Annotated in this window: 19 protein-coding genes and 2 tRNA genes; 13 read left to right on the top strand and 8 right to left on the bottom strand. The window is 47.4% G+C overall.

The features are described from left to right. Positions 1-42: 42 nt before the first annotated feature. The 4 genes from msgA to pagD form a co-directional block, all read right to left on the bottom strand. Entirely contained in the window at positions 43-282 is a 240-nt protein-coding gene (gene msgA / locus LDB27_RS12605; RefSeq protein ID WP_000497451.1) for a virulence protein MsgA, read from the bottom strand. 190 nt (positions 283-472) lie between these two features. Continuing rightward, on the bottom strand, positions 473-994 hold the full coding sequence (locus LDB27_RS12600) for an RICIN domain-containing protein (protein ID WP_001531094.1): 522 nt from the start codon (positions 992-994) through the stop codon (positions 473-475). 416 nt (positions 995-1410) lie between these two features. Next, positions 1411-1623 (bottom strand): cold shock-like protein CspH, encoded by a 213-nt coding sequence (cspH, locus tag LDB27_RS12595; RefSeq protein ID WP_001529140.1) that lies wholly within the window; start codon positions 1621-1623, stop codon positions 1411-1413. A gap of 131 nt (positions 1624-1754) precedes the next feature. After that, entirely contained in the window at positions 1755-2018 is a 264-nt protein-coding gene (gene pagD / locus LDB27_RS12590) for a virulence protein PagD (RefSeq protein WP_001531085.1), read from the bottom strand. Between the two features lie 806 nt (positions 2019-2824). On the opposite strand from pagD, the gene pagC reads away from it, so the two are divergent. Both pagC and LDB27_RS12580 read left to right on the top strand, forming a co-directional pair. Next, on the top strand, positions 2825-3382 hold the full coding sequence (gene pagC, locus LDB27_RS12585; RefSeq protein WP_000789469.1) for a virulence membrane protein PagC: 558 nt from the start codon (positions 2825-2827) through the stop codon (positions 3380-3382). Between the two features lie 405 nt (positions 3383-3787). After that, positions 3788-3864: transfer RNA gene (locus LDB27_RS12580), tRNA-Arg, on the top strand. Between the two features lie 754 nt (positions 3865-4618). Here the strand turns inward: LDB27_RS12580 and LDB27_RS12575 are convergent. Further along, positions 4619-4963 (bottom strand): c-type lysozyme inhibitor, encoded by a 345-nt coding sequence (locus tag LDB27_RS12575; protein ID WP_000977720.1) that lies wholly within the window; start codon positions 4961-4963, stop codon positions 4619-4621. Positions 4964-5340: 377 nt separating this feature from the next. Between LDB27_RS12575 and LDB27_RS23835 the strand changes: the two genes are divergently transcribed. From LDB27_RS23835 to LDB27_RS12560, 4 genes are all read left to right on the top strand, one after another. Continuing rightward, on the top strand, positions 5341-5466 hold the full coding sequence (locus LDB27_RS23835; protein ID WP_000758944.1) for a hypothetical protein: 126 nt from the start codon (positions 5341-5343) through the stop codon (positions 5464-5466). A 211-nt stretch (positions 5467-5677) separates the two neighbouring features. Continuing rightward, on the top strand, positions 5678-5905 hold the full coding sequence (locus LDB27_RS12570; RefSeq protein ID WP_077906426.1) for a hypothetical protein: 228 nt from the start codon (positions 5678-5680) through the stop codon (positions 5903-5905). A gap of 197 nt (positions 5906-6102) precedes the next feature. Next, positions 6103-6570, top strand: coding sequence for an Hsp20 family protein (locus LDB27_RS12565; RefSeq protein ID WP_001218117.1), 468 nt, complete (start codon positions 6103-6105; stop codon positions 6568-6570). Positions 6571-6908: 338 nt separating this feature from the next. Further along, positions 6909-7952 (top strand): sialidase family protein, encoded by a 1044-nt coding sequence (locus tag LDB27_RS12560; protein WP_000761731.1) that lies wholly within the window; start codon positions 6909-6911, stop codon positions 7950-7952. Between the two features lie 82 nt (positions 7953-8034). On the opposite strand, the gene LDB27_RS12555 is transcribed toward LDB27_RS12560, so the two are convergent. Together LDB27_RS12555 and LDB27_RS12550 are read right to left on the bottom strand one after the other, a co-directional pair. Further along, positions 8035-8565 carry a cytochrome b gene (locus tag LDB27_RS12555; protein ID WP_000929971.1) on the bottom strand — a complete coding sequence of 177 codons (531 nt, stop codon included), beginning with the start codon at positions 8563-8565 and terminating at the stop codon, positions 8035-8037. Positions 8566-8713: 148 nt separating this feature from the next. Beyond that, the gene (locus LDB27_RS12550) at positions 8714-9028 is read right to left on the bottom strand and encodes a TRL-like family protein (RefSeq protein ID WP_000182479.1); all 315 of its coding nucleotides are present in this window, start codon (positions 9026-9028) and stop codon (positions 8714-8716) included. 681 nt (positions 9029-9709) lie between these two features. Here LDB27_RS12550 and LDB27_RS12545 point away from each other — a divergent pair. From LDB27_RS12545 to LDB27_RS12525, 5 genes are read left to right on the top strand one after another with little or no spacing between them, the layout of a single operon-like run. Next, entirely contained in the window at positions 9710-11344 is a 1635-nt protein-coding gene (locus LDB27_RS12545; RefSeq protein ID WP_000946070.1) for an ABC transporter substrate-binding protein, read from the top strand. Beyond that, positions 11344-12318 (top strand): ABC transporter permease, encoded by a 975-nt coding sequence (locus tag LDB27_RS12540; protein ID WP_001529169.1) that lies wholly within the window; start codon positions 11344-11346, stop codon positions 12316-12318. Before LDB27_RS12545 ends, LDB27_RS12540 begins: the two co-directional genes overlap by 1 nt. Then, the gene (locus LDB27_RS12535) at positions 12308-13120 is read left to right on the top strand and encodes an ABC transporter permease (protein WP_000966647.1); all 813 of its coding nucleotides are present in this window, start codon (positions 12308-12310) and stop codon (positions 13118-13120) included. Before LDB27_RS12540 ends, LDB27_RS12535 begins: the two co-directional genes overlap by 11 nt. Further along, complete coding sequence (locus LDB27_RS12530; RefSeq protein ID WP_000948308.1) at positions 13114-13911, top strand: ATP-binding cassette domain-containing protein; 798 nt, start codon at positions 13114-13116, stop codon at positions 13909-13911. Before LDB27_RS12535 ends, LDB27_RS12530 begins: the two co-directional genes overlap by 7 nt. Further along, the gene (locus LDB27_RS12525; RefSeq protein ID WP_000947463.1) at positions 13905-14495 is read left to right on the top strand and encodes an ATP-binding cassette domain-containing protein; all 591 of its coding nucleotides are present in this window, start codon (positions 13905-13907) and stop codon (positions 14493-14495) included. The genes LDB27_RS12530 and LDB27_RS12525 overlap by 7 nt, the downstream gene beginning before the upstream one ends. An 81-nt stretch (positions 14496-14576) precedes the next feature. Here LDB27_RS12525 and LDB27_RS12520 read toward each other — a convergent pair whose 3' ends face one another. Then, positions 14577-15710: a mechanosensitive ion channel family protein gene (locus LDB27_RS12520; protein WP_000456062.1), complete on the bottom strand. Its 1134-nt coding sequence runs from the start codon at positions 15708-15710 to the stop codon at positions 14577-14579. Positions 15711-15903: 193 nt separating this feature from the next. Between LDB27_RS12520 and LDB27_RS12515 the strand changes: the two genes are divergently transcribed. Both LDB27_RS12515 and LDB27_RS12510 read left to right on the top strand, forming a co-directional pair. After that, positions 15904-16230 (top strand): four-helix bundle copper-binding protein, encoded by a 327-nt coding sequence (locus LDB27_RS12515; RefSeq protein ID WP_001183767.1) that lies wholly within the window; start codon positions 15904-15906, stop codon positions 16228-16230. A gap of 8 nt (positions 16231-16238) precedes the next feature. Further along, a tRNA-Arg gene (locus tag LDB27_RS12510) sits at positions 16239-16315 on the top strand. Positions 16316-16404 lie beyond the last annotated feature (89 nt).

The following is a 16404-nucleotide window of genomic DNA, read 5'->3' as shown; positions in this document are numbered from 1 at the left end:
CGCTGTTTTCGATCGGATATGTCGCTTTCGCAGGAGGGGACGTTATTCGGCGACCAGCCACATATCAGCCTCTTCAAACATCTCTTCCAGCATACGGTGCAGCCGTTCTTTCTCGGTTTTTGTACAGTCACTGTTTAATGCGTTCGCCTGCATTGGCTTAACTTTCACTTGCGCATCGGGAAAAAGTTGATGTACACGTTTTGTGAGTTCATTGAGGATGATTTCGCGTGCGCCTGGCAAACCTTCAACATTTCGCTTGTCATAAACGAGTTCGACGAACATCGCCATTTCCTTTTTACTGGTTGGATGACCAGTATTTAAGCTGGGTATATAACCTGTGTCAAGGTTTAGCCGCCGTTTTGTCATCCTGACGTCGCGGACGTAAAGTAAATTGGCCACACGTGGAAGTAAAGGTCGCTAACCTGTTGTCGTGTCATGAGGTTAGCGGCTCTCTCTTCACAGCGGTGTCCTGCTACCTGATGGTAAATTCCAGGGCGCGACTAAAATCGCAATCGGCCAACACAACAGGGTCGCCTTTTCTGACAATAATGCTATTTGTGCCCAGGCATTTTCGGCTCTGTTTCCCCTTAATTTTGTTATCATCAGTGAGCCAGCGCTGGTTATCATTACCCGTGCATGAATAAAGAATGATTGGCGTGCCTTCTTTCGTACCCTGTCCTGCAGCATCCAGACATTTCTCACCCTGCATTATTCTGTCTCGGTGAAATGAGAAAAGCTGAGATTGCACATGCTTACACTCCCGCAGCGTCAAACGATTCTGTTGATCTGAGCCTGTATCAAGGCACAGACCATCAGTTGTCCGAATTTGTTCCGCGTCATTTATGTAATAACCACCGGAATTAATCTGGTTTTGTGTAATGACTGGGAACGACACATTAATACTATAAGGTGCGGGTAAGCCGTTCGTCGTACATCCACATAAAATAGAGGAGAGGCAGAGAACCAGTGTGGTTTTTCCTGAAAGCAAAGTCATTCAATTATTACCCTAAAAATAAATAGCGTTACAACTATATTGGCGATTTATACCCACTGAATATGACGTAGCATTGAGCGGCAATAGAGATAATTCCGATAGAATCACATAAATACTTCGGTTAAATGCGCGCAGCCAGCCACTCCTGTGACGATGGGTATATAGCGTTAAATACTTTTGCAATATTAGATGCTATCACAGTGAAAAACGGCTGTACATTTCTTCACGTTAAACAAAGTGAGAAGGGGGCTGACACCCGATATATGATAAGAGAGGTCACGGGAGTCATCAGCAAAATAAATCCTTTAGATTTTCGTCACTGAAAACATTCTGCAGCCTTTCAGACAAAGCCTCATAGCAGACTGCGGAGGTATACGGGCTCGCTAAATTTTTCTGAAAAAATGCCGAGGGACGAATTATGAAAGATAAACGTTGGCGGCGGTAGGTCCGCGGAGGCCATTAATACGACAAAACTCAACGCGTATACCGGGGATAAGCGCTTCTGTTTCGTGTTGGCTAAATGCTGAAATGTGGACCTGAACATCTTTGCGTCCATCGGAGGGGGTGATGAGACCTTTACCGCTCTTACAATCAAAGGTTTTGACAATTCCTGTCATTTTACGAGACAAACAAATTCCTTAATGGGGATAACGGGGCGCACTATACACGTCAGGAAAAATAATGCCAGCTATATTTGATGGCAATCAAGATTTCCGGATGGCTAAAAGTAGTCGTTCGGCACCATTGTAGATAAATAACATTATGTTCTGGAGAAAGTATTCCCTTTCCTGGCGTCGTTGGTTGGTGCGGACATCATGGGTTTTGCCGTCGGGCAGGATGGTGAACTAATCTGCCTGGCTTGCTTTTTATCGGTATTTGCAGGCGGTTGCGGGGTTTTACTACCAAAATCGTAGATAAAAATTTCCCATGATGTCTGTTGTAAACCAGAACAATGGCCTGAACTGGCCAAAACATGGAATGAAAAAATAAGTAATGTCCAAAGCATAAAAGCATGATGTCTCATAACACCTCCTGTTATATGTAATGACTTGTGAAGTTCATCTAATGAATTATGGAACGTCATTGGCATTTTTTATTCAACGAAGAGTTAACCACTCTTAATAATAATGGGTTTTATAGCGAAATAGACTTTTTTATCGCGCGTTCAATATTTGCGTCTGTTATTATTTTTCTGGAATGTAAATTTTCTCTCAACACGGGTGATATTTATGTTGGAATTGTGGTGTTGATTCTATTCTTATAACAAGAAATGTTGTAACTGATAGATATATTAAAAGATTAAATCGGAGCGGGAATAAATCGTGCTAAGCATTATCGTGGATATGATTACAGCGCCTGCGATGACATATAACGGTATTGCGGCTGGAGCGTCACGTGAGGACTGTGAAGCACAATGCGATATGTTCTGGTTATATGGCGAGTTTGCTTAATGACATGTTTTTAGCCGATCGGCGTCAGGTTTCTTAATGTGGTTGTGAGGGTTTTTCTTTAAATATCAAATGGTTGTATGGCGAGTTTGTTGTTCTATAGTGGCTAAACACTTTATGGTTTCTGTTAAAAATATATGCGTGAGAAAAATTAGCATTCAAATCTATAAAAGTGAGATGACATTGTAGAACCGGTTACCTTAAGGAGCGATAGAGAACTTCGGTAGTAAAAATCTCTTTCAGGAAGTAAACGTATCAGGAGCGATAGTGGTGAATTATTCGTGGTTTTGTCGATTCGGCATAGTGGCGATAACTGAATGCCGGATCGGTACCGCAGGTGTTTAAACACACCGTAAATAATAAGTAGTATTAAGGAGTTGTTATGAAAAATATTATTTTATCCACTTTAGTTATTACTACAGGCGTTTTGGTTGTAAATGTTGCACAGGCCGATACTAACGCCTTTTCCGTGGGGTATGCACAAAGTAAAGTTCAGGATTTCAAAAATATCCGAGGGGTAAATGTGAAATATCGTTATGAGGATGACTCTCCGGTAAGTTTTATTTCCTCGCTAAGTTACTTATATGGAGACAGCCAGGCTTCCGGGTCTGTTGAGTCTGAAGGTATTCATTACCATGACAAGTTTGAGGTGAAGTACGGCTCTTTTATGGTTGGGCCAGCCTATCGATTGTCTGACAATTTTTCGTTATACGCGCTGGCAGGTGTCGGCACGGTAAAGGCGACGTTTAAAGAACATTCCACTCAGGATGGCGATTCTTTTTCTAACAAAATTTCCTCAAGGAAAACGGGATTTGCCTGGGGCGCAGGTGTACAGATGAATCCGCTGGAGAATATCGTCGTCGATGTTGGGTATGAAGGAAGCAACATCTCCTCTACAAAAATAAACGGCTTCAACGTCGGGGTTGGATACCGTTTCTGAAAAGCATAAGCTATGCGGAAGGTTCGCCTTCCGCACCGCCAGTCAATAAAACAGGGCTTCTTTACCAGTGACACGTACCTGCCTGACTTTTCTCTCTTCGTCATACTCTCTTCGTCATAGTGACGCTGTACATAACATCTCACCAGCATAAGCACAGATAAAGGATTGTGGTAAGCAATCAAGGTTGCTCAGGTAGGTGATAAGCAGGAAGGACAATCTGGTGTAAATAACGCCAGATCTCACAAGATTCACTCTGAAAAATTTTCCTGGAATTAATCACAATGTCATCAAGATTTTGTGACCGCCTTCGCATATTGTACCTGCCGTTGAACGACTACTGAAAAGTAGCAAGGTATGTATCTTATCCAGGAGAGCACCTTTTTTGCGCCTGGCAGAAGTCCCCAGCCGCCACTAGCTCAGCTGGATAGAGCATCAACCTCCTAAGTTGATGGTGCGAGGTTCGAGGCCTCGGTGGCGGTCCAATGTGGTTATCGTATAATGTTATTACCTCAGTGTCAGGCTGATGATGTGGGTTCGACTCCCACTGACCACTTCAGTTTTGAATAAGTATTGTCCTGCAATACTGTTACAGAATAATTTCATTTATTACGTGACAAGATAGTCATTTATAAAAAATGCACAAAAATGTTATTGTCTTTTATTACTTGTGAGTTGTAGATTTTTCTTATGCGGTGAATCCCCCTTTGCGGCGGGGCGTCCAGTCAAATAGTTAATGTTCCTCGCGAGCCATATTGACTGTGGTATGGTTCACCGGGAGGCACCCGGCACCGCAATTTTTTATAAAATGAAATTCACACCCTATGGTTCAGAGCGGTGTTTTTCTACATCAGGTGGGCAAGCATAATGCAGGTTAACGTGAAAGATACGAGCAATAGCAGAAACCTGTGATTTCGTTTATGGCCTGGGGATTTAACCGCGCCAGAGCGTATGCAAGACCCTGGCGCGGTTGGCTGGTAATCGTTCAATAGTGCGAATATGAATGGTTACCAGCCGCTGTGAATTCTACCTGGGCCACTTAATAAAGCAAAACATTTAAGCACTAAACAACGACAATTAAGACAGTTCGAACTTTTCTTTAAAAATAGGATTAGCCATGTTTAAAAGTGGTTACTAATTAGCCATTATTTTATTGTAGTGATTCACATATTTTTTAACGTTACGTTACAGGAAGGTTGAAGTGGAAATGCCTGATGAGCCTTCAGGCATTTCTGAAGGTTAGTTAGCTAAGGAACAGTTACTGAGAACAGGTTTATCATCACCTTCCACCAGTTCAGCCGTTTTGCCTTTGGTATAAAGTTTATAAGTATAATTTTTGTCTATGGCTTCGTAATTTGCTCCGGAGGCCATTTTCATTAACCGCATCGGGATCATCTCGTTTACCTGGCTGATAATCGCATAGGCGTTTCCAGCCTCAGTGTTGACGTAAATCACCTCCATAACCTGGTTATCATTACAGGTGTATATAGATTTAGAAATCTCCTGCGAAGCTGCTATAGAGGTGGTACTGGCGCTAAGCGCAGCGAGAAAGAGGGCAAATGGGATCAATTTACGTTTCATCATTAGTATCCTTTGTGCATAAAATTGTCGTTAATTCCCTGAAGAACGGGAGATAAAGCGGCATCAATACGATGAATGCTGTAGTATTCCTGTTTACTGACGAAAAGTGCGCCAGAAAAGCGTATTATAATTTATCCATCACTGACATAGGTGATGAGTAGACAAATCTTAAAATCATAAACTATAGGCTGCAAATCATTATGGCGCGATAGAAAATGATTGTCACCACTGCTCAATACTATGGCATAAAAACCGAAGAAAACGGTACTGTTCACTGTCTCGTTTCATACGGTATCTGTCAGTGAAACTATTTCTTCAAATGATGGTCTTTTTATTATCGATCAGATAATGACATCAACAGGGGTTATTCAGGAGTATATGTGAAAAAGTGGCTTATAGGAGGGATATTGATCGCAAGTTTTCTGACCGGTTGTCTGATGTGGCACAACATTGATAAATGGTTTAATAAAGATATCGAATTTTTCTACGCCGGAGACGATGACTAAAATTCCTGTCAGTTGGCAACGGGTGTCATATCTTCAGGTATGGCGCCCGGAGTAGCCGGGCGCAAATTGTAGATGTATAAATGTCATTTCAAATGTCATTTCATTAAAATTTTAGCGACAACATGGACAGCCACTATCGCGTGCTAACGACCCTCTGAAGTCACAAGATGAATAAGCCAGTTTTTTGTTTCAGCGGTGACTGAAACATATTTTGTTCCTGGTGGGCTTACCGCCAGTTGCTGAAAAAGACAACGCTGATGTAACTGTTGCAGAGACTGATGAATACGACGACCGTGAATTTTATTTTTGGCGACCATATTTCCTCCCAAAAGGCCGCCCGAAGGCGGCGCTGGGTTTGATAATGGAGAAGGGCGTTGGTCACTGCCATAACCAACCTGTATACATTAATGCAATTGATAATCATTATCAATTGTGCTGATGAAGAAAAATTGTAAAGATGAAGGGACAACGGAAATGGCAATGAACGGGATGAGATTTTTCGTTAACCACTTAAATTTGTGACTAAAAAAAGGCTTTTATAGGCTTGAAAATGTTTTTTCCATCCCTATGTAGTCAGTGGACAAGCAATGCTTGCCTTGATGTTGAACTTTTGAATAGTGATTCAGGAGGTTAATGATGGCACTCAGAACCTTGTCAGCACTTCCCGTGTTTGCTGATTCTCTTTTCTCTGACCGTTTCAACCGTATTGATAGACTTTTCAGTCAATTAACAGGAGATACGCCAGTCGCTGCGACGCCAGCTTACGATCTGCAAAAGCGCGATGCGAATAACTATCTGCTTACCGTGAGCGTTCCTGGCTGGAAAGAGGAAGAGCTTGAAATTGAAACGGTTGGCGGCAACCTGAATATTACGGGTAAACACACTGAAGATACGGTAGAGGATCAGACGCACTGGATTTATCGGGGGATTCGTAAGGCGGATTTCCAGTTGAGTTTTTCTTTGCCTGAACATGCTAAGGTGAATAATGCGAAACTGGAACAGGGCCTCTTGTTGGTAGAGATTTACCAGGAGATCCCTGAAAGCGAGAAACCGAAAAAAATTGCCATAGAAAGTAAACCAAAGGCGATTGAACACAAATCATAATCGCGTTAATGAAGGCCCGTTTAGACGGGCCTTCATTGCCTGTAGCGAAAAGTATCCCGTCATGCTTGTAGGCACAGATCGCTAAATATTATAACCCTGACCTCTATATTATCCCGTGCCACTGACCTCGTCGCCATTGGACGGCGGTAAGTTGGAATTATCCGCGAGGTCAGTCCAATTTTTGTCCACTCTCGACATTCTGCCTGTTATGGGCGCGATATCTGAACATAAATTCGTATAGCGGTTCATCGTTTTCACCGCGTTGATGCTATTTCTGCTAACACTACTTTCATACGTAAAAAAGCTGATGCTTTTTACCTTATTTAATAGAGGCAGGTATGAAATTAGCGCTCGTCAATCGGCAGGTCATTTTACCGGAAAGCGGAACCGAGTTCTTCCAGTGCCATGCCTCTACGCTTGTTCGCTTACCGTGCGGTACGCTCGTGGCCGCATGGTTCGCGGGGTTGCGCGAAGGAAGCGAAGATACAGCCATCTGGCTATCTCGCTATGAACATAATATCTGGACAACACCGCAGCGAGTGGCGGCACGCGAGGGGGAAGCGCACTGGAATCCGGTGTTATTTTACCCGTCGGATAAATTGTGGTTATTTTATAAAGTAGGCAGCGACGTACACGTGTGGAAAACCTGGTTTATCACCTCCAGCGATCGAGGATTTACCTGGAGTACGCCAGCTCCGTTGGTCAACGATGATATTTTGCCGCGCGGTCCCGTGAAAAATAAACTCCTGCTGGCATCAAATGGTGCCTGGATTGCGCCAGGGTCGATTGAAAGTCCTGAACGGTGGAGGGCATTTGTGGATCGATCCTCTGACGAAGGAAAACACTGGAATATCTCTTTTGTTCCACTGGAGGCTGATAACGCTATTCCCGGGACAAACGTAGCGTTGTGGGATGGTGTAAAAAAGGGGATGTTGTGGGAATGTTGTCTGGAAAACCTCCTGCGCTGGGATGGCGTTATTCAGCCTACGCTGTGGGAGTCTTCTCCGGGGCATATCCATATGTTGTTACGAAGCACACGCGGGGCAATTTTTCGCAGTGATTCAATCGACTATGGCGCTACCTGGTCTGTTGCCCGCGCGACATCTTTACCGAATAATAATAGTGGTATCGATCTGGTTAGTATGCCGGACGGTACGCTGATTCTTGCGTTAAATCCGGTCAACGGCAACTGGGGAAAGCGCTATCCGCTTTCACTGATTGCTTCCCAGGATAATGGCGAATCATGGCTACCGCTACTGGACCTGGAAAGTGACCACGGTGAGTATTCTTATCCCGCTATTATTAGCGAGGGCGGCGTCGTACATATCACCTACACATGGAACCGGAAAAATATCGTATATTGTCGATTACAAACGGTGTAAGGCGCTATCAGTCGAAACCGATAGCGCTGGAATAATAATGCCTTGCCCGGCGTGCTCTCTCACGCCGGGATGGCCGAAATAGTCATGATTTACCGGGTAACATCCTTGAAAATGTATCGTCTTTTTGTATGTAATGGTGAAACAACGCCGCTGCTGCATGCATAGCAATCAGGAAATAGCCGATATTGGCCAGCATTTCATGAATACGCTTTATATCCGATTTTAGGGTGCTATCTGGCGTCAAAAATACCGGTACAGTAAAACCAAAAAAGCTCCAGCTTTTCCCGCCTGATGCCATCATCGCGACGCCCAGCAGCGGTAAGGCGAGAAAAGTGAAATAAAGCGCGATATGCATTAATTTAGCGGCTACGTGCTGCCAGTGAGGAGGGGGAGGCGTAATGACCGGATCCGGGTATTTGTGTTTAAGGTATAACCGTAAAAACATCAGCGCCCAGACCAGAACGCCCATATCATAGTGCATGTCTTTCATAAACAGGTAAACGCTGGAGCCTTTTGGTGCCCACCCCCGTAACTCAATAGCTGCATATGCGATGCCTGTCAGGAGCAGTGTTAACCAGTGAAGCGTTATTTGCAGTCTTGAGAAATGTGCCATTATTATTATCCTTTATTAACAACTGCTTGTAGAGTATGCGTAAAATCTTAACAGAACCTTAAAGCGGGGGCTGAGTCGCAAGGAACAGACAGAGATAGCGGCACGTAAAATGGGATAAAAAGCCGGCGGCATCGCCGGCTTACTGTTGTTATTGTCCTCTTACGACAACACAGGTTTTACCATAAAACGGATATGAGCCCGTAGTTTCATAATCAACACTCGACACTAAAGAAATATCGCCCGCTTTTTTCGCTGAATCAATAGATGCGTCGCCGGTATTTACAATACCCAATACCGTTTGCGCACACGCTTTACCGGTTTTGGTTGCCGGGAGACTCGTGGCAGTAATTGGCCCTTTAACATCCGTATATAAGCCAATCCCTGTCGGTGATGGTCCTGTAGCACACCCCGTTAAAAGAGAACCAATAAAGATAATTGAAAAAATGTGTTTTTTATTTGTCATGGGATTAGTCCATTATAAATTAATAGAAAATTTACCGTCCGAAAATGTCCGGACAGTCATTTAAAAAGTGGTGTATATTAAATATGCGATATTACTCTTTGCACCCTCCTGTTGATGTCGTACCTGATGGACAAATATCCGTTGAAGCCGGATATATTCCCCACGCCGTGTTTTTATAACTTGCGCATCCTGTCAGCAATGAGAACAGTACGGCTAAAAAAATCATCACGAGCCCTGGCGGCGTTAACATTTTTCGGTTGGACTCCATAGCATGTCATTTCATCGGGTTGCCATATGACTGGTGTTCTGCTGGTAAGTTTCATTAACGCCCGGTTCGTTTAATATTGGTTTAGGTTTAAAGCCAGGAGGCGCTAATTACGATACCTTCTTACGTTTCAGCACTGACTAATAACGTTGAGAAAATGAACAGCGTCGGATGGGAAGACGTAATACAGAATAGAAAGGCAATAAGAGAATAAGATGGCGTTAATTAACCCGCTATTCCTGGCATCATTTCTCTTGCGTTTTATCCCCATCAAAAGCGGCCTTTAGCCCACGTTGGCGCTCCCGGCGTTTGTGCGTATGATGTTTTTAAAAGATCGTCATACTTTCTGTTCTGCATCAATTTTTTCATTACAAATGCTCGCCATAATGCCGTCCTCAGGAGGCCTCCCGACGTTTATGCTGCGCCGGGAGGAACAAAAACAACGTATAATCTGGGGTAAACTGATGATTAAAGGCAAACTGGCGCTCATAACGTGCGCGATGGCTCTGGCATTCACCTCGCCGCTTTTCGCCGCGTCGGACACGGCAGATGGCCATACCTTAAAGCTGGCCATTGGCCCTGAGCCAACGGAAGGCTTTGATCCTATGCTGGGCTGGAGCCACGGCAGTTACTTATTGCTTCATGCGCCGTTGCTCAAGCAAAACGCCGATATGAGTTGGGGTAATTTACTGACGGAAAAAGTGGACACCAGCCCCGATGGTAAAACCTGGATACTGACCTTAAAACCCGATCTGAAATTCTCCGATGGCTCGCCATTAACTGCCGAAGATGTCGTTTTTACATATAACAAAGCGGCGAAGAGCGGCGGTAAAATTGACATGGGCAACTTTAGTCATGCGCGAGCGCTGGATGCGCGCCGAATTGAGATGACGCTGAGCCATCCGCAGAGTACCTTTGTGAATGTACTCGGGTCGTTAGGGATTGTTCCGGCCAGCCGTTATGATGAAAAAACGTTTGCCCGCGAACCGATAGGCGCCGGTCCGTACCGACTGGTCAGTTTCCAGCCTGGTCAGCAACTGATTGTTGAAGCCAACCCCTGGTATGCAGGTAAAAAGAATGACTTTAACCGGCTGGTTTTTGTCTTCCTGGATGAAGATAATGCTTATGCCGCCGCGCGCAGCGGACAGTTGGGACTGGTGCGCATTGCCCCTTCTATGGCGGTGGCTCCGCAGCAGGATAATCTTAAACTCTGGGTACGCGATAGCGTTGAAAACCGGGGCATAGTCTTCCCGATGGTGCCAGCCGGTAAAAAGGATGCTAACGGTTATCCTGTCGGCAACGATGTGACCGCTGATGTCGCTATCAGACGCGCAATTAACTATGCCATTAATCGTAAGCAACTAGCGGAACAGGTGATGGAAGGCCATGCGATACCCGCCTATAGCGCGGTGCAGGGATTGCCGTGGCAAAATCCTTCAGTGGTATTCAGCGATGGCGATATTGCAAAAGCGCGCGCCATCCTGGAAGAGGCTGGCTGGAAGATAAACAGTGCGGGCGTGCGTGAAAAAGCAGGTAAAGAAGCGCGTCTGACCTTATGGTATGCCAGTGGCGACAGCACCCGGCGGGATCTGGCCGAGGCGGTGCGCGCCATGTTGCAGCCTTTAGGCATTGTCGTCTCGTTGCAATCGGGAAGCTGGGAAACCGTAGAGCGCCATATGCACGCTAACCCTACGCTGTTTGGCTGGGGAAGTCTGGACCCGATGGAACTCTTCCATCACTACAGCGGGAAAGCCGCTGGTGTGGAATATTATAACCCGGGCTATTACAGCAACCCTGCGGTAGAAGCACATCTGAAACAGGCTATAGATGCGCCTGACTGGCAAAAGGCGATTCCTTTCTGGCAGCAGGTTGAGTGGGATGGAAAGCAGGGCGCGGGCGTTCAGGGCGATGCGGCATGGGCATGGCTGCTTAATATTCAGCATACCTATTTGGCCAACCCTTGTATTGATCTGGGGAAAGGCGCGCCAGAAATCCACGGTAGCTGGTCGGTGTTAAACAATCTTGATGACTGGACCTGGACCTGTCGGTGATGAAATTGTTCTTCAGCCATTTTTTGCGGCTGATTATTCTGTTGGTGCTGGTGGCTGCCGGCACCTTCATTTTGCTCAGCTTTTCGCCCGTTGATCCTATCCGTGCTTATATCGGCAACGATCTGCTCCATGTTCCGCCAGAACAATATGCGCGGATTGCGGCGCGCTGGGGGCTTGACCAGCCGCTGTGGGAGCGTTTCGGTCACTGGTTTTGGCGTCTGCTCCAGGGAGACATGGGGTATTCCATGCTGTTCAACATGCCTGTCGCCAGCGTGATCCGGGAACGTTTTGCGACGTCATTCGCGCTGCTGGCAGGCGCCTGGCTATTGTCTGGTGTGCTGGGCGTGACATTGGGTTTTCTGGCCGGACGTTTTCTCCACCGCTGGCCGGATAAGATGATTTGCCGTATCAGCTACTTATTGTCATCGTTGCCCACTTTCTGGATAGCAATGCTGTTGCTGGCGCTGTTTGCCGTCCGCTGGCCGATATTACCTGTTTGTTGCGCCTGGGACCCCGGAAATAATGCAGGAACAGCTCTTTTATCGGAACGTTTACGCCATCTTGTGTTGCCGGTATGTGCGTTAAGTCTGTTGGGCATGGGGCAAATTGCGCTGCATACGCGAGAAAAAATAGCCAGCGTAATGAAGAGCGAATTTATTCGTTTTGCGCGCGCTCAGGGGGATAAAGGATGGTCGCTGTTACGTCACCAGGTGTTACGTCATGCGATTACCCCAGCGCTCTGCTTACAGTTTGCTTCTCTGGGCGAACTGATGGGGGGGGCGTTACTGGCAGAAAAAGTCTTTGCGTATCCGGGGCTGGGACAGGCCACTATCGATGCCGGCCTGCGTGGCGATGTCCCGCTACTCATGGGGATCGTTTTATTCTGTACGCTATTAGTGTTTGCCGGAAATACGATTTCAGCCTGGCTTGTGGTGGTGCTTAATCGATCGCTGGAGCGTCCCGATGCTCTATAATCCTGCCCCAACGTTGCTTCGTCTGATCCTCTCCGTTACCTGTCTGCTGTTTATTGCTGGATACGGTTATGCCACGTTGAGCCAGCCGCCAGAGGTTAATCTGCTTGCCCGGCATCTGTCGCCTGATATCCAGCACTGGTTTGGCACCGATAATCTGGGGCGTGATGTATGGCTGCGTTGCTTTCAGGGGGCCTTCACCAGTTTACAAATTGGCGTTGGCGCCGCGCTGTGCAGCGGCGTTATCGCGCTAGTGATGGCGGCAGCGGCGCGCATTCATCCCCGGCTGGACCTCCTGATGCGGCTGATAACCGATGCCATGCTCGCCATGCCGCATTTACTTTTGCTGATCCTTATCTGTTTTACGCTCGGCGGCGGTAAAAGCGGCGTCATTGCGGCCGTGGCGTTAACGCACTGGCCCCGTCTGGCGCTGATTCTGCGCGCCGACGCGGAGCGGGTAGCGCAGAGTGACTACCTGACATTGACCTATCGTCTGGGGCATGGACACCTTTATTGCTGGCGATATCACTATTTTCCGGCGCTATTGCCGCAATGGTTGACGGGAACGTTATTGATGTTTCCTCATGCGGTATTGCACAGCGCGGCGTTAAGTTTTCTGGGGTTTGGGCTGGCGCCGCATGAGCCTTCGCTGGGGCTGTTGCTGGCGGATGCGTTACGGTTTATTAGCCATGGAAACTGGTGGCTGGTGCTGTTTCCCGGCCTAATGTTATTCACGCTGGTGATGCTCTTCGATCAGTTTGCGCGCGCCATTCAGCGGCTGTGGCTAAGGAGTGACGTATGCTGAGTTTTCAACAGGTTACGCTGGAAAACGCGCGTTATCGCTGGTATGGCGCGAGACGCTGGTCGCCGTTATTACAGAATGTCTCTTTTGATATCGCGCCCGGAGAAATGGTGGCATTGGTTGGCGGCAGCGGGGAGGGCAAAAGTCTGCTGCTGCAATGCCTGCTCGATCTGCTGCCGGAAAATTTACGCTTTCGGGGGGAAATTACGCTTGATGGCAACCGGCTGGACAGACATACCATCAGGCAGCTTAGGGGCAATACGTTTAGCTACGTGCCGCAGGGGGTACAGGCGCTTAATCCCATGCTGAATATCAGAAAACATTTGAACAGAGCATGTCATCTGACCGGACGCGTCTGGGATGAGACGCAGATGGTACAGCTATTGCAGCAAAGCGATCTCGAACCGACAGTCCTGGAACGCTTTCCTCGCCAGCTCTCCGGCGGGATGGCTAAACGAATTCTGGCGTGCCACGCCTCGCTCAGCCAGGCACGTTATATCCTCGCGGATGAGATCACCGCCTGGCTTGATACCGCACTGGCAAACCAGTTGCTTGAGCACTTGCGAGGTCTCTGCGAGCGGGGATGCGGCGTGCTGTGGGTGACTCATGACCTGCTGCTGGCGGCGCGGTATGCCGATCGCATTGTGGCGCTGCATCAGGGTTATATCACGGACAATATTCGCTGTGAACGATTACAGCCGGAAGAGATGAGTGAGCCGTTAAAACGACAATGGCAAGCATTGCCTGAACTAAACCCGTTATTTATGCCGACCAGAGAGGGAATAGAATGCTAAGCTGCCGCGACCTCGTTATTCGTCAGGGTGGGAAAGTCTTATGGCAGAACCTGACGTTTACGATTTCTGCCGGTGAACGGGTAGGAATTCATGCGCCAAGCGGAACGGGGAAAACAACGTTGGGGCGCGTCCTGGCCGGATGGCAAAAACCGACGGCGGGCGACGTTCTGCTGGACGGTAGCCCGTTACCCCTGCATCAGTATTGTCCGGTACAGCTTGTCCCCCAGCATCCTGAACTGACGTTTAATCCCTGGCGAAGCGCCGGAGACGCTGTGCGTGATGCCTGGCAGCCTGACCCGGAAACGATGAGGCGTTTGTATGTGCAGCCCGAGTGGCTGACGCGTCGGCCAATGCAGCTCTCTGGCGGGGAGTTGGCGCGAATTGCGATACTGCGCGCGCTTGACCCGCGAACGCGTTTTCTGATTGCCGACGAAATGACGGCGCAACTCGATCCGTCTATTCAAAAAGCGATATGGGTATACGTGCTTGAGGTGTGTCGCAGCCGTTCATTAGGGATGTTGGTGATTAGTCATCAGTCTGCGCTGCTTGATCAAGTCTGTACCCGCCATTTACAGGTGGAATAGCCGCAAGTCGTTTCTCCGCATTGCCGTGTCGCCGTTAACGCACCGGGAACCCATGGGTTCCCGTTATTGTCGGCAGAGATTTTATTGCATGACGCGTTTATCTGCGTTTTTTGCATCAGCGGTATTACTGTAGTCCCTGGTCTCTTCAACCTGTACAGGAGCTCTGACGACCAGACTTGGCAGCGCCAGTTCGATATCATTCTCAATGAGTTTTTCAATAATACGGATATTTATCTCTTGCTGAATATCCATGTATTTATTGTAATCCGCGGTATTGACGATATGCACTACCTCATAGGTCAGCCGATCCTGACCAAAGGCCAGTAGATGGGCGCGGTCGAATTGTGTTTCGCCGACATCGGTAATAATCTTTTTCACCATATCGCCGATGAAGCGTAACTTTTCCGGCGGTGTCGCAGTGGCGACGCCAAAAGTAAACACGATACGACGCGTTTGCATCCGCTTATAGTTGTGTATGGTTTGCTGCAACAACTGCGCGTTCGCACAAACAATCTGTTCGCCGCTGAGGCTACGGATGCGAGTGGTTTTCAAACCGATATGTTCAATCGTACCGGCTACATCATTAAAGACGACGAAATCGCCGATCTCGAAGGGCTTATCGAAACCAATCGACAGCGAAGCGAAGACATCGCTCAGAACGGTTTGTACCGCCAGGGCAATAGCAATACCGCCCACGCCGAGGCTGGCTACCAGTGCGGTAATATCCACGCCGACGTTCGCCAGGATGGAGAGCAACATCATAGACCAGACGAGCACGCGCAAAATCATACCAAGAATGACTAACGTCACCGGGTTTTTATTGGAGCCTGGGGCATACAGTAAATGACGCATCCATGACTGTACGCCCTGATCAAGCCAAATCGCCATTTGAATCGCAACCACTAAAAACCAGGCGTGAGAGAGGGTAGAGAATAACCGGTCGGGCAGGGCGACAAAGCGCAGACTAAAGAGAAATGCGGCAAAAAAGATGAGCATTTTACTGGTCTTTTTCAGCATCTCGAAAACAATAGGCCGCAGCCGCCCATGAGCATCATCCTTTTTATCCGGGCGTTGTAGCGCTTTATAGACCACATTAAGTAGCCAGTTGATGAGCCAGTAAGTAATGAGGGTGACGAAAAAAACGACCGCCAGATTGATCCAGAACGTCGTTGACATCAGCATCGCAACGATATTTAGTCGTGCTAAATACTCCATTTTACCTCCGATGAAAAGCAGATGAACATTACAGTATAGACGTCACATCACGGAGGCCAATTTCCGGCTTTACTATTGCTGTTTTATTCAGCACTTTTGTTCAAAAAGTATGAAAAAGAGGGGTAGCCGTTTGGCTATCCCGGCGTTTCTGTGCAGACTTATCTACTCCTCTTAATAAAATAAGGAGTCATTTATGCAACAAGAATATCGTGAGTGTATTGAGCAGTGTTATGAATGCGCGGCGGCGTGTGATATCTGCGCCTCTTCTTGTCTGCGTGAAGATAACGTCGAAATGATGAAGCACTGCATCCAGTTAGATATGCAATGTGCGGCCATTTGTCGCCTGGCGGCGCAATTTATGGCGTTGGAAAGCGAGTACTCACAAAAATTATGCCGCCTGTGCGCGGATATCTGCAAAGCCTGCGCCGAAGAGTGTGCAAGGCACGATCACGACCATTGCCAGAATTGTGCGCGGGCATGCAGCCAATGCGCAGACGTCTGCCTTAAAATGGCCGCGTAATTTTTCTTCCGCCATTAGCTCAACCGGATAGAGCATAGAGCTTCTACCTCTAAGGTTCGGGGTTCAATTCCTCGATGGCGGACCAGTTGATATCAAAAAAGGCCACCTGCGCGGTGGCCGCTGAGTTTCTGTTGAAATAAGTGCAATGTTATAATATAACAATCATCTTTCTAA

It is taken from the genome of Salmonella sp. JXY0409-18 (assembly GCF_020268625.1).
Lineage (GTDB): Bacteria > Pseudomonadota > Gammaproteobacteria > Enterobacterales > Enterobacteriaceae > Salmonella > Salmonella enterica.
The sequence above is the reverse complement of the archived record's forward strand: the minus strand, read 5'-3'. Positions and strand labels throughout refer to the sequence as shown.